Source organism: Psittacicella hinzii, assembly GCF_003585885.1.
In the GTDB taxonomy this organism is placed as follows: domain Bacteria; phylum Pseudomonadota; class Gammaproteobacteria; order Enterobacterales; family Psittacicellaceae; genus Psittacicella.
Window position 1 is genome coordinate 1 of record NZ_NRHC01000063.1, and the last position, 14,183, is coordinate 14,183.

A 14,183-nucleotide genomic window follows, 5' to 3' on the forward strand; every position below is an offset into this window, starting at 1 on the left:
GCTCTTTATTGCAAAAGCTCATTATCACAAAAATCCTTTTACTAAAGAGGCTCTTGCTCTTAATTCAAGAAGCTTAAACCTAAAAAGCACCTCAAATTAAGCTTAAAGCTTAGCTTAAAGACTAAAGCTTAAAGTTCAAAATTTATAGTTCCTCTTCCCATAAAAACGTAACAAATCTCTTTTCTTTTTAGATAACAGCCACCGTTATCTTTGCTCTTTCAATATCTGATCTTTCCTTTCAATACCTTGATAACTAGTTTCCTAACATTTAGCTTTGCAAGATTTAGCATTGCAACATTTAGCTTTGCAAGACTAAGCTTTGTAGCATTTAGTTTTGCAACATCTAGTTTTATCAACCGGGGACTTTCTTTTTTAATATGTACAAACTCTCAGCTTTTACTCTGTTGAGTTGTAGCTCCTAGGTTTGTTTTAACTAGTTTTATAACTAGGATTAACTGCTACTACTAAACTGTTACTCAACAATAGGTAAGTAAAGTAAACAAATAGAGGTTTGTTCTCACAAAGATTTTAATTTCTTACGTTAATAAGTAAAAGTTATTAAGTTATAAGATTTTTATAAAGTTAGTAGGTTTATTATAAAAATTAGGCTGTAAAAAGGAGATATTGATTAGCTGTATAGGTTAGCTAGCAACTAGCTAATTAGGATATGAGATTTGAACGCGAATAGGCTTTTTTGTCATAGTAAGTCAGTAGGTTACAACAGTAAGTTGCAACAGTAAGCTACAAGTATTTCAAAGTAAGTTACAAGCCTTGCAAAGTAAGGTTTGTTTTACTTTTTACTTTAGTTGCAAATTACAGGTTACACTTAGTTACAACCCGAGGTTTTAACTAAGAGTAAAGCTTACTATTTGTAAGGAATATAAGCATTATACTAATTTTTAGGTTGGGAAGCAAGAAAAAAAGACCAAGTTGTCTTGGTCTTCTTAGGAAAGAAATTTGATTAATTTCTTTATATAGTCTCTTTATTAACGATGCAAAAATTATTGTCCACTGCTTAATTACAGATAATCAGCTTCTCGAGTTAAAAACTCAAGGGGTTTGTCTACCACAAAGAGAGCAGAGAGCTGTTAACCCCTCAATAGCTCAAGATTGTAACTAAAGATTATAGCTAAAGATTACCAGAGATAATCTCAGGCTTAGTAATCAAAGTTAAGTAAGCTAAAGAGATAAGTTCTCTTTACAGTAAATTGTTGATCAATCGACAAAAAAGCAGGTAGATGATAATTTTTACATCTAAAATTATACAAAAAAATGCGCTTAATTGTGACTTTTTTATAATAAAGTTAATGCTTTGTCTGTATATTTCTACTTAAAATCAATTAGTTAGATTAAAAAGTAGATGAGTAAACTACTCAAGAATCTCATCAGCTTCTTCTAATGGGATTTGTACAGATTTTACATATTTTTGCACTTTGCTTTGTCCTTGGTTTACTTTGAAGTAGGTTGCTTGAAGCTGTAAAGCTGCAAGTAACTGCTGACCAGTAAACTCTGGTACAGGGTATTGATTTAAGCTAGTGTAAAAAATTACACGTTCGTAATCTTTAGCAACTAGCAGATCAATTGGATAGCTACTTGCTTGCAACCAGTTACTTGGACAAAGTTGAGAACTTACAGGAGTAATGCTTGCAAGGTCGCGTACTTTATTAAAGCTACGTTGGTCTTGCTCTAGTTCGAGGCAGTAGTGGATGTAATCCACACTTGCACGACTTAAGTGCATTACTAGATCAGGTTTAGATTGAAGCTCTGCTTGTGCTAGAGGTTGATTATCAGCCTGTCTAAAGTAAGTACCCCAGAGGTACACGCCGCTAAAGTCATTTAAATGCTGTGGTAAGCCATGCGCTAATTGCGCAGCAATAGCTTGTGGGCTATTGTCTTGTTCCCCTTGCTTGTCAAGCTCAAACGGGAGTTTGGTTGCGTCAAGCAGTGGACAAAGTTGTGGACCTAAGTCATTGCGCAGGGAAATTTGTTTAGCCAGACTTTGACCTGACGGATGGTTAGCCAGAGCTTGATGTGAGCATAAGTATTGTTGGCGTTCTTTTAAGTAACTAGTTACGCCTTTGTAAACTTGCTCTTCAAGGATATCAAGCGTTTGTTGGCTAACAATTTGTTGTTCTTTGCAGTTATCTGGATCAAGATTTGCACATGGTAAGTTAGTTGAGTATGGACGGTATACTAAAGCTTCTAACTTAGCATTGATAAAGCTAGTGTAGTTCTCGAAGAACTCAGCTAGCATATTTTTGTAATAGTTATCCGCACCAGCTGCCGAGAGCACAAAGAAACGTTTTTGCACAGGGAATTGACTGCGTGCAAATTCTTCTGGAGCGTCAGTACTAAAGGTTACTCCTGATCTTACCCAAAAGTCTAAGTAGTTCTTTAACTTAGTTGGGATATTGTGGTTATATACCGGACAAGCGACAAAGATTAGATCCGCTTGTAAAAACTCATTAATGATATTGTTAGCTTGCGCTAAAGCTAAACTTGGATGAGTTTCAGGGAAGTCACGCGACAGTGCACTGTTAACGCGGTATTTGTAAATCCCGATTGAGTAAACTTTACTCGCTAAAGCTTCTGCTGTTGTACGGTTAAAGTTAAAACCAACATGTTGTTTTAGAATTTGATCCCATGAACCATTGTAAGTTGGAATACGTACACGGTTTAAGTGCTCATGGTACAAGTGGTTAAATGCTTGATCTGCATAGCATGGATCAAAAAGAGCGTTTAATAACTCTGGGTGTTGGATTTGTGGGTACTCTTCAGGGTTAGCCACTGAACGACCAGCATGAAGCAACTCAAAGTACATTTGTACGTCTTGTTTGTTGCTATAGATAAAACGAGTTTTATCCCCTTTAATTAGAGGTAAAAGGTTTTGTTGGTAAAAAGGTTTTAAGATATTGCTAAGGTAGTAATCATTGAACTCGTTAGCTAGAGCACTAGTTGCAGTTTCCCCAAACCAATTGAACTCAGCAAATTTTTGCGAAAACTGTGAGCGGAGGTTTAGACGTAAAGGGTTGAACTGATCAGTTACTTGTAGATGACCGTAAGTGTAGTTAAACGGTAAAGCATCTACATCACGCACCATTAGTTTTACTTTAGCTGGATCACATTCAAGGAGTTGGTTGTAGAATAAACTAAACTCTGCAAGAGTTTGTTGCGTAAAGTCAGTAATGCTTAGATCTAGATTACGATCTTGCGCAGATACAACTTCAACCAGTTTATCTAAACCACGTTCTTGCAAAAAATTAATAACAGCCTGACTAAAGTTTTCTTTAGTGTCGTGTTGACTAAGATTTAACTCGTGGTTAAACCTTTCAAGAATGTAAGGGGTAAATTTTTGGTAAATGAGATTAAACTTATCTAGGTTGATGTATTGATAAGTTAAATCTGTTTGGGTGTTATAGTCCTCGACAGCACTAACCATAGTCTGTAGGGCTTGATTCAAAAGCCAATCAGTTTGCGAGAAGTTATTTGGTTGTAGTGTCGATTTTAAAACTAAAACGTTTAACATAAAACGTCCTCGATACTAAGAGTTAAATAGGGTTGCTCTGCACCCTAGTGGGAGATGGGAGAAACAAGAATTGAGAACTGTGATAGCGTCTCAATAGTTTTTGTTTTTAAAGTTAGTTTTACTTGTTGCTTGAAGCAGGTAGCCTTGCTTTAAGCTGGAAGTTTGCTTTAAAGTAGGTATTACTGTCTTATTAGATCATTAGCTCAAGATTAGCACAAGCAGGTAGGTTTGCTTTTTACTTTAAGCAGTTAACTTTGTTTAAGCTTGGAGTGTTTTGCTGGTAGGTAGCTATGGATACTACGGATCCTACTGGATCTTTAGGGATCTAACGCAAGTTATATTAATGTAAGTAGTTATATATGGATAAGTAGTTATATAAGGGTAAGTGCAATTTTATGCACAACTTTATACCTACTTTATACACTACACTAGCGAGCAGTTATGTCCGTAGGTAGGAGGTAAGTGCTATTAACTTTTTACCTAACTTTGTTACTTTTATCCACTACTTTATACACCACCAAAATCTATTGGTGGAGTACTGCGTATCCAGTACCGGCAACCTTTAAGCTTAAATAAAGCTTAAGGGATTAGATTCGTTTTGCAAAGATATGGGATTGCAAAGATAAGCTTCTCTATCTTCTATCTCCCTATCTTCTATCTTATCTAAGGTAGAAATCAAGAAGGACGAATCTGCAATATTAGCTACCAGCCAATAGCTGTAAGATATTAGCTATCAAGTATTAGCTATTAGCTTGTAAGCTTGATGACAAAGAAAAATTTAGTTAGTTTGGGGATCTGGCAAGATAGCTAAACTTCTTAGAGATTTAGCCTAGCTAAATTTTTCCACGTTAGAGATGAAATTAAGGAATTAGAGAGATTTAGGGAATTGTCTCTAGTTCTTGGTTACTACTAAATTTTGTCATCAGGTAAAAGATCTAAGTCAAGGATAAAATGGAAAAGTTTTTTCCATAAGTACAATCAAACATTGTCTTAGAAGTAATCTTTAAAGATTATTCTTTAATTATAAAGGTTTACCGTTTTCTTGGCTTACATTTATTTCATCAAAGAGGAAAAAATATTTGTACATTTAACATGGTTTTGTACATTTAACATGGTTTTGTGCTTGGTTAGAGAACTAAAAAGGTTTTTTGGATAGGCTGTGATACAAGGTAGACAAGTCTGAGGAAGCGTGCATATGCAGTGGGATATATCTGCAGGATAGAAACGATAAGAAGAAGTTGTTAGACGAGAAATGCAAAATAGTTTTACAAAAAATCAGGTTAAGCTAAGAATTTGCAAAATATTTTTATGATCCAGATGTAAATTATTGTAGACAATCTAACCATTTTAGGATAGAAACTATTTGTTTTCTCAAAACTCCATTAAAAAAAGTTGTGCAGAATTTAAAGATGAATATTATAATATTCGGAAATAGATAATTATATAACCAATATGCAACTAGTCCATCTCATAACATATGAGGTGGGCTTTTTTGTATTTTGTATAGATTTTATCTAATATTTTCAGCGTTTTGAAGAGTTCGATTTTAGGCTTCTATTTTTTTATTTACCTGCAAAATATGAGTAAAAATATTGCATTTTTTTTTTGAATGTGAAAAATTTAAATAAAAATATCAGGGGCAAAAATTAGTGAAACAATATGAACTGGGAAATTGCAAAATTGGAGAGGTAGTTGTAAGAGTTTGGAAAGGCAGCAGTAAAAGTTTGGAGAGGTAACTGTAAAAGTTTAGAGAGGTAACAGTAAAAGTTTGGAGAGGCAGTTGCAAATGTTTGGCAAGACAATTGCAAAATTTTTAGAGAGGCAATTGTAAAAGCTTGGCAAGGCTATTGTTAGTAGTTGAGGGTGGGATCTATTGTAAAAGCCTACAGAGGCAATTGCAACACTTAGCGACACACGTAGTGACACAATGGACGCAAATAACACTTTCACAAATTTTAGGCATGAAAAAAAGTGGTTTCGCATTTAATATTTAATTTATAAACGGTAATAAACCAGTTATAAACTCACTTTACACATCACATAGAAACCTGAAACCACTTAAATGACCGTGTATTATTGTAACACATAAAACAATAAAAGTTATAAACTTTTTTATTTTGTGAAATTTAAGATCAATAAGTACTTATCTGCCCTAGCTAACCATTCTAGCTAACCATTCTAGCTAACCCATTCTAGCTAACCCATTCTAGCTAACCATTCTAGCTAACTTATTCTAGCTAACTTATTCTAGCTAACCGATCTTTGTTACCCCTCTCTTTCATTTCGAAATTAGAATAGAAATTAGAAGTGGTAAACCAATCTTTTGCTAAATACAGCAAAGTGCAAATAATAGGCGTATAATAGCTTACTAGTTTTTTACCTAATATATTGTTATATGCAGATAGTTGTAAAAAACTTATTTTATGTTTAGTGGATTAGGTTTAAGAGTTTTTTATGAAAAATGATAATGTTCCTCAAGGACAGGCCTCGACAACCTACCAAGGTTTTGACGCGGTAACTCCTTATCAAATAGAATTGTGTAAGCGCATGCCACCAACGGCGTGGTTAGTGTTTATTTTGGCATTTTTCTCGGGCTATGTGGGGTTAGCAAATGATGCTATTACTCCAGCGATTAATGATCTAGTAAACTACTTCCATACAGATGAAGCGCACATTCAAGCAATAGTTCCTTACTTTGTTTTAGGTATGGGAATTGGACAGTTTATTTGGGGACCAACCATTGACCGCTTTGGGCGTAAGACAATTGTTATTCTTTGTGCCTTAGTAGCGGTTGCTTTAAACTTGAGTATGTTAGTAATTCATGAGTACAACTCATTAGTTGCGGTACGTATTTTCCAAGGAATGGTTTTCTCTGGCATGGGAGCTGTGCCTCAAATAGTGTTGAAAGACGTGTTTTCACCACGTGAGTTTGTAATTTACAACTCTTGGTTAATGACGTTGTTCCTCTTTGCTCCAGCAATTGCTCCACTGTTTGGTGGGATTGTTTTAGTTAAGTTAGACTGGACTTGGATTTACCTCATTATTAGTGCAATGATCATTATTTCGACCATTTGCTATATGCTGTTTATTCCAGAGAGTTTAGATCCAGAGAAAAAACAACCGTTTAATACCAAACGTATTTTTAAGAACTACGGCACGATTTTAACAAGTCCTCGTTCTTTATGGTTAATAGTATTGAACTCTGTGTTCTCGGTAGTGATCTTTAGCTTCCCAACGTTATTACCAGCAATTTACATTACTGATTACGGGGTAGATCCAGATCACTTTGGTTACTACTTCTTACCTTTAATCGTTTCGATTATTATTGGTATTCAGTTAAACCAATGGTTTATTCGCCGTAACTATTCACCAGTAAAACTTTGGTTATTTGGTGCAGTAGCGCAAGGGGTAACAACCATTGTTAACTTTGTAGTTGCTTACAACTACCTAGGGGTGAATACCATTTTATTTGCTCTGTGCTTAAACGTACTCTTCAATGGTTTCCAATTAGGGAATATGTTCGCAATTTACCTAATGCAGTATCCATACATGACAGGAACTGCAACTTCAATTATGACGGCTATTCGTCTAATTGTTGCGGGAATGATTGTAACCTACTTCTCACATCTAGATCGTTTAGGTGGAGCAACTCTACTAATTACCAATGCAATTGTTTTATTAATATGTATGGTGATGAGTATTATCTTCAATCGTCTGTGGAAAGTTGATGAGTCAAGCAAACACTTAGCAACTAATCAACCTGAAGAGACAGCAGAGAAAAAGTAACGGCAATTTAAGTTTAAGCTAGTAAGCTAGTAAGCTAGTAAGCTAGTAAGCTAACTCCTTAAACTTAAACTTGAACTTGTAAGCTGCTACTATCTACTTTTGGAAGAAAGAGGTAGTTGATAGTGTTACAAGTATTACAAGTTGGTAGTGCTACATTAACACTGTACAGTTGTACAACTGTACAGCAGAACAACTTTACAACTTTGTAACTTTACAAGGGTAAGGTTACTACAATTGCAAAATAGCGTCTTCTTGTTATAGAGCAAGAAGACGCTATTTTTGTTTGTGGGTTAGTGGTAACTTTGAAGTGGTTTAAAGGTAAGTAGCTTGAAGTAGTCGAAGATAAGCTGCTTGGGTATTCAAGGTGAAGTAGCTTCAAGGTGAAGTAGCTTCAAGGTGAAGTAGCTTCAAGATGTTAAGAAGCTTCAAGATGTTAAGAAGCTTCAAGATGTTAAGGATAAGTTATTTCAAGATGGTAAAGATAAATTTCTTTGCCTTTACCCAATAATGTCCCTTTATTTCTTTGTGTGTTTAGTTTTTTTCTAAAGAAATCTTCTTCGAAGATATCTTAAAATCCCCTTAGGTTAGTAAAAATAACTCTTTACAATGCAAAAGATTGAGGGCATAATCTAGAGGCAAATTTTAATAATTAAATGAAAAATATTAATTTTATGAGTAAAGAGCAAACAACAAACGAGACGGTAGGTCAGGCTTCAAGTACCTACGTTGGCTTTGATGCGATTACGCCTTTCCAACAAGAGCTAAGAAAGCGTATTCCAAAAGTGCCTATTCTATTAATGATTTTAGTTTTCTTCTCAGCGTTCTCTGGATTAGCAAATGACGCTATGGTACCGGGGATTAATGAGCTAATGGAAGATTTTAAAGTAGATAGCAATGCTATCCAGCAAATCGTTCCTTACTTTGTGATTGGTAACGGAATTGGTCTTTTCCTCTGGGGACCAACTATCGACCGTTTTGGACGTAGAAGTATTATTATCTTCTGTGGGGTATTGGCGATAATTTTAAACTTCATTGCAACCATGGTAGATACTTACAGCCACTTACTTGCTGTAAGGGTAGTTCAAGGGATTGTTTACGCTGGTATGGCAGCAGTACCATCAGTAGTACTTAAAGATATCTTCTCCCCGCGTGATTTCGTAGTGTACAACTCTTGGTTAATCACCTTATTCCTGTTTACCCCAGCAATTGCTCCGTTAATTGGAGGTTGGATTATCCTTCACTCTTCATGGGCATGGGTATTCCACGCAATTTCAATTGCTATTATCTTTGCCGTAATTCTGTATGTTATTAAAGTTCCAGAAACTTTAGATCCAGAAAAACGTCAATCATTTAATACTATTCGTATTATTAAGAACTATGGTTCGATCTTACTAACACCAAGTTCAGTTTGGTTAATTTTATTAAACATCTGTTACATGCTGGTAATTGTTGGTCCACCAAGTTTACTACCAGTAATTGCAATTAACATTTACCACATTTCTAGTGAGCACTTTGGTTACATTACTCTACCTATTGTGGTGGCAGTAATGATTGGTATTCAAGTAAACCAATTTTTCTTACGTCGTGGTGCTTCACCAATTAAAATGTGGTTAATTGGTACAACGTTACAGTTGATCTCCCTAGCGTTTAACTTAATCGTTATCCTTACTTATCAAAACCTGTGGTTAATCCTTGGTTGTCTAGTGACTAACTGTTTATTTAACGGTTTACAAATTGGTAACACTATGGCGATCTACCTAATGCGTTATCCACATATGACAGGTACGGCAAGTTCAATGATCAATGGTTGTCGTATGCTAGCAGGTGGGGTAATTGTTACGCTCGTAGGTCACTTACCTATTAATGGTGGTAAGACTTTATTAATTGCTGCTACTGCTTCATTAGCAGTTGCTGCAGCTTTATCTTACAGCTATAACTTAATTTGGAAAACTCGCTCGGACAAAAAAGCTCCAGCAACGGTTTCTTAAGTTTGGCTTACTAAAGCCTGTAAGTTGGTTTACAGCTCACACAAACCAACAAAGTGGTTCACTAAGAACCAAAACCTACAAATTGGTTTTCCAAAAACAACAAAAGAGTTAAGCCAGAGTCGAAATACTCTGGCTTAACTCTTTTTCTTTTGCTATTTTTGTCATACCGTTTCTTAGAGAAGCGCTTTTCCTTTGAGTAAGGTGTAGGTGTAACTTTTCCCCTAAGTTTGGTATATCTAAGAAAGCTAATTAGTCAACTAAATACTCAACTACTCTAACTTCTAAGTCAGCGGCAGAGATTGCTTGAATTAGAGGAATTGCAGTTAAGAAGTGATCTGTATTCATATGTGCTTGCAGATCTTCTTGGCTTTGCCATTGTTCTACAAAGGTATAAGTGTAGTCTTCACCTGCAACTTTACCGCAGTTATAAGAAACACAACCTTTGTCTTTACGCGAAGCTTCAATTAAAGGTTTAGCAATTTCTTCAAATTGTCCTTCTTTACCTGCTTGTAATTTTACAATTGCATAAACAGCGATCATATAAATACTCCTGTGTTTGTAAACTTCTCTTTATTATAACACTTAGAGAAGTTTTATTCTTTTTAGCAGAGGATTAAGTTAGACGAGGAGCTAGCTAAGCTAAACTTTAGTTAGTGCTTGGTAACTTAATGTCCCATCTTCTTGTTTCTACTTGTTCCTATACTCTACTATGGCTACTTAATTGTTATGATTGTTAGAACTGTTAGGCTATGATCATAGTTTTTATATATTGTTTTCTAGGTATTGTAAAGGAGAAATGAATAGCTCAGGAAAATATCAATTACAGGGATTACAGTAATAACCTTATATGATTACATGGTTATTGTGAAAAAATTTTTTACCACTTGTTTCGGTGAAACTGCGTAAACTACAGAGTTTTGAGCTAGATAATAATGAGTAAGTAAACACTTAGCTATTTACAAAGTGATTTTTATTCTCTATAATAAAAATACATTTAGTAAAGGATAGTTCTTTTTTCTAAATTCTATTCATTACAATTCCTTAAATCAAAATTAAATCTTCTTAATCTTATTTCAATTAGCATTGAAAGGCCATGAGCCTTTCATGCTTTTCCCATTTGAAGCAATAAAGCACATCTCCATTTAATAGGTAATTGAGCGGGATGATTACTAAGCGTAATAATCAGGTTCTCTTATTGTATTAAATTGCTTTGTTGACTTCACCAGCATTTATTGTTGAGCATATTTTGATGCAAGCAATAAATTAGTGAATACGTTTTCTTAGGACGTATTTCAAGACACAATGAAAGTAGAATAGGCTAGAAGCAAGTGTTTCCACTTGCTTTTTTCTTTTGTCTAAAAATCTTGTATTGCTTGATTAACTTCTACTGATATTGCCTAACTAACCTATACTGATATTGCTTGGCTAATCTCTGCTGATATTGCTTAGCTAACCTCTGCTGAAATTATTTTACGAGAAAACAAATAAAAAATTAGCAAAGAAGAAAAATATCTGCTATAATATGTCAGTCGATTTAATTCTTAAAAAATCTCAAGATAATTATTTTAGTGTTTTTTCGGAGAAAAACTCTCTCAAATGAGTTAGTTTTAGAAAGAATGCTGTTGTCTTGTATTTTGCAGAGATTAAGTTGATTTTAATTTTTAACTGAAATTTTATTTCGGCTCTCACTTGTTTTTAATCCTTGCCTTTATATAGATATGAGAGCTATCTCAAAGGCTTTTACCCGTAAGGATCAGTAATGCGTCACTACGAAATCGTATTTATGGTTCACCCAGACCAATCTGAACAAGTTCCTGCAATGATCGAACGTTACACTGCAATGGTAACTGAAAAAGGTGGTAAAGTTCACCGTTTAGAGAACTGGGGTCGTCGTAATTTAGAATACCCAATTAATAAAATCTACAAGGCTACTTACGTTTTAATGAACGTAGAGACTACTTTTGAAGTTATCAGCCAACTAGAGAACTCTTTCCGTTACTCTGATGCAGTAATCCGTTCTTTAGTATTACGCATAGATGAAGCTATCACAACTCCATCACCTTTAGCTAAAGAAAGCGAAGACAAAGTAGTTGCTGAATAATTTATAAGAGAGTATTGAAAGTGGAAAACGAAATCACAATTGATGGCACTATTTGCGTAGAGCCACAAAAGATTATCTCTCCATCTGGAATACCTCACCGCCAATGGACTATGCAGCACCAATCAGAGCGCTTTGAAGAAGTAGGTTTACGTCGAAAAGTGTGGTTAAGATTAGCTGTATTAGTTAGCGGTCAAGAGCTTGTAAACGAAACAGACTCATATACAATTGGTACAAATGTACGTTGTACTGGGTTCATCTCAGCGCACAAAAGTCGCAAAGGTGATACTCAACTCATCTTACACGCCCAAAAAGTAGAGATTGTTGAATTTAATGAGGACGAGGAAGAAGCATAATTTGTTTTTTTCTACGCTTGACAATAGTCCACTGTGTCAGAGATATTCCAAATCTGATTAAATAAAGAGAGAACTTTATTTATATTAAGTGAGATATTTTAGAGCGGGTGATATGCTAGCCCGTACCAAACAACAATCATTGTAAAGATTTATTAATTAGGAGACAATGCCAAATGGCTCGTTTTGTTCGTCGTCGTAAAATGGTACGTCAACCAGAATTAGTTTCTGCAGTTGACTACAAAGACGTTGCTACATTAAAAAACTTCGTAAACGAATCTGGTAAAATCGTTGCTAGTCGTTTAACAGGTGTTGATGCTAAAACTCAACGTCAATTAGCTTGTGCAATTAAACGTGCACGTTACTTAGCTTTAATCCCTTATACTGACAATCAGTAATCAACCGGAGACATTTCAATGAAAGTTATTTTATTAGATAAAGTAGCAAATCTAGGTTCAGTTGGTACTGAAGTTGAAGTAAAAAGCGGTTACGCACGTAACTACTTATTACCAAGAAAAATTGCAGTATTAGCTACAGCTGAAAATCGTGCTAAATTTGAAGCACAACGTGCTGAATTAGAAAAAGTAGCAGCAGAAAAATTAGCAGCAGCTCAAGCAGTTGCTTCTAAAATTGCTGAAATCGGTACTTTAGAAATCGGTGTTCAAGCTGGTTCTGAAGGTCGTTTATTCGGTGCTGTAACTACTCGTGATATCGTTGATGTATTAGATGCATACGGTGTTAAAGTAGAAAAATCACAAGTACGTGTTAACGGTGGTTCAATCCGTGAATTAGGTGAACACGAAATTCTTGTTCACTTACACGCTGATGTGAACGCTCAATTACATGTAAATGTAGTTGCTCGTTAATTAGCTTTATTAGCCCCCTGAGAAATCAGGGGGTTAAGCATGTTTAAAATTTTTTAGTGTTCTGTCTGAAGAATAAGTTACTTGTAGTATGAGGCAAGGAGCTTGTTCTTTTTTATTTTTCAAATCTATAGCTAGGGGCTTCTTTGCATAACTGATAATTTTCTCTTCTATAGCTAGAAGTTATCTCTTCCTTAGCTAAAATTTCTCTTTTCTACAGCAGAATCTTCTTTTTACCCATAACCTGATTTTTTTCTCTCCTGTAGTTGAAGTTTTTGCTTGATAGTTTACTAAATTAGTCATCTATCCAAGTTTTTATTAGTGATTGCAGTTTGCTTTGCCCATAGCAATTTACTCTCGTACTTTTTGAGTAATTATCCTTTGCCTCTGCTTAACCTTTCCTAAACCGTTTCTAAACCTCTCCCCTTCTTATTCCTTTTCCTTAACCCTTACCCCTTCCTTTCAGTTTAAAATTATTAAAAATCAAAAGTTTAATTTTGCCTATTTGTTCGGTAACTGGGGGCTTCTTGGTTCCTCTTGGTTCAAAATTAAACTAGCTGTAATTGTTGTAGTATATGCTTCAGCATTTGTTTAGCTTAAAGTAAATTTGGGTTAAGTCAAATAGTCGAAGTTTGCTTAGTATGCTTTTGGTTTATCCCCGCTTGTCTAGTGAGTTAGAAGCCTCTAATTGTTGTATAATATTCGGGTTGTTTTTATAATTGGGGTTTTATTAATGTTTAAATTTTTAGAACAAGTACGTAAACCGACATTAGATTTACCGGTTGAAGTACGCCGTAAAATGTGGTTTAAACCATTTATGCAATCATATCTGGTGGTGTTTACTTGTTACATGGCAATGTACTTAATTCGTAAGAATTTTAACGTTGCCCAAAATGATTTAATCACTACTTATGGTTTAACAAAAACAGAATTAGGTTTAATTGGTTTAGGTTTCTCGATTGCTTACGGGATTGGTAAAACAGTAGTAAGTTATTTTGCGGATGGTAAAAATACAAAACAGTTCTTACCATTAATGCTAGTGCTTTCTGCTATCTGTATGCTAGGTTTTTCAGCATCTTTAGGTGGTGGTAGTATTGCAATTTACCTAATGATCTCTTTCTATGCGATTTCTGGTTTATTCCAATCGACAGGTGGTTCGTCTTCTTATGCAACTATTACTAAGTGGACACCAAAATCACGTCGTGGTTTCTACCTAGGTCTATGGAACATGAGTCACAACATCGGTGGTGCAGGTGCTGCCCTAGTAGCGGTGTTCGGGGCGCAATACTTCTTTGATGGGCATGTGATTGGGATGTTTATTTTCCCATCAATTGTTGCTTTAGTGATCGGGGTGATTGGTTTATGTATCGGTAATGACTCTCCGGAAGCTTATGGTTTAGGTACAGCTGAAGAGTTATTTAACGAAAAAGAATCAGAAGAAGATCGTGCTGTAGAAGAAAAGCAATTAACTAAATTCCAAACATTTGTTAAGTATGTGCTATTTAACAAAGTAATTTGGTTACTATGCTTTGCTAACGTTTTCCTTTACCCTATTTTCCCGTTTTCTTT

General features: G+C 35.0%; 9 protein-coding genes. 7 read left to right on the top strand and 2 right to left on the bottom strand.

Annotation, left to right across the window (positions count from 1 at the left end):
• Positions 1–1,369: 1,369 nt before the first annotated feature.
• Positions 1,370–3,526, bottom strand: a complete 2,157-nt coding sequence (locus CKF54_RS05175) for an NAD(P)H-dependent oxidoreductase (RefSeq protein WP_119525298.1) — start codon at positions 3,524–3,526, stop codon at positions 1,370–1,372.
• Between the two features lie 2,454 nt (positions 3,527–5,980).
• Here CKF54_RS05175 and CKF54_RS05180 point away from each other — a divergent pair.
• Together CKF54_RS05180 and CKF54_RS05185 are read left to right on the top strand one after the other, a co-directional pair.
• Entirely contained in the window at positions 5,981–7,312 is a 1,332-nt protein-coding gene (locus CKF54_RS05180; protein WP_119525299.1) for an MFS transporter, read from the top strand.
• A gap of 653 nt (positions 7,313–7,965) precedes the next feature.
• Positions 7,966–9,300, top strand: a complete 1,335-nt coding sequence (locus CKF54_RS05185) for an MFS transporter (protein WP_119525300.1) — start codon at positions 7,966–7,968, stop codon at positions 9,298–9,300.
• A 249-nt stretch (positions 9,301–9,549) separates the two neighbouring features.
• Here CKF54_RS05185 and CKF54_RS05190 read toward each other — a convergent pair whose 3' ends face one another.
• The gene (locus tag CKF54_RS05190; protein ID WP_119525301.1) at positions 9,550–9,840 is read right to left on the bottom strand and encodes a putative quinol monooxygenase; all 291 of its coding nucleotides are present in this window, start codon (positions 9,838–9,840) and stop codon (positions 9,550–9,552) included.
• A gap of 1,219 nt (positions 9,841–11,059) precedes the next feature.
• Between CKF54_RS05190 and rpsF the strand changes: the two genes are divergently transcribed.
• From rpsF to CKF54_RS05215, 5 genes are all read left to right on the top strand, one after another.
• A complete protein-coding gene (gene rpsF, locus CKF54_RS05195) occupies positions 11,060–11,401 on the top strand; it encodes a 30S ribosomal protein S6 (RefSeq protein WP_119525302.1) in 342 nt (113 codons plus the stop codon).
• A gap of 20 nt (positions 11,402–11,421) precedes the next feature.
• Entirely contained in the window at positions 11,422–11,754 is a 333-nt protein-coding gene (gene priB, locus CKF54_RS05200; protein WP_222987526.1) for a primosomal replication protein N, read from the top strand.
• A gap of 173 nt (positions 11,755–11,927) precedes the next feature.
• The gene (gene rpsR / locus CKF54_RS05205; protein ID WP_119525304.1) at positions 11,928–12,149 is read left to right on the top strand and encodes a 30S ribosomal protein S18; all 222 of its coding nucleotides are present in this window, start codon (positions 11,928–11,930) and stop codon (positions 12,147–12,149) included.
• Between the two features lie 18 nt (positions 12,150–12,167).
• On the top strand, positions 12,168–12,617 hold the full coding sequence (gene rplI / locus CKF54_RS05210) for a 50S ribosomal protein L9 (protein ID WP_119525305.1): 450 nt from the start codon (positions 12,168–12,170) through the stop codon (positions 12,615–12,617).
• Between the two features lie 730 nt (positions 12,618–13,347).
• Positions 13,348–14,183: MFS transporter (locus CKF54_RS05215; RefSeq protein WP_119525306.1), on the top strand; the 836-nt coding region annotated here is incomplete at its 3' end.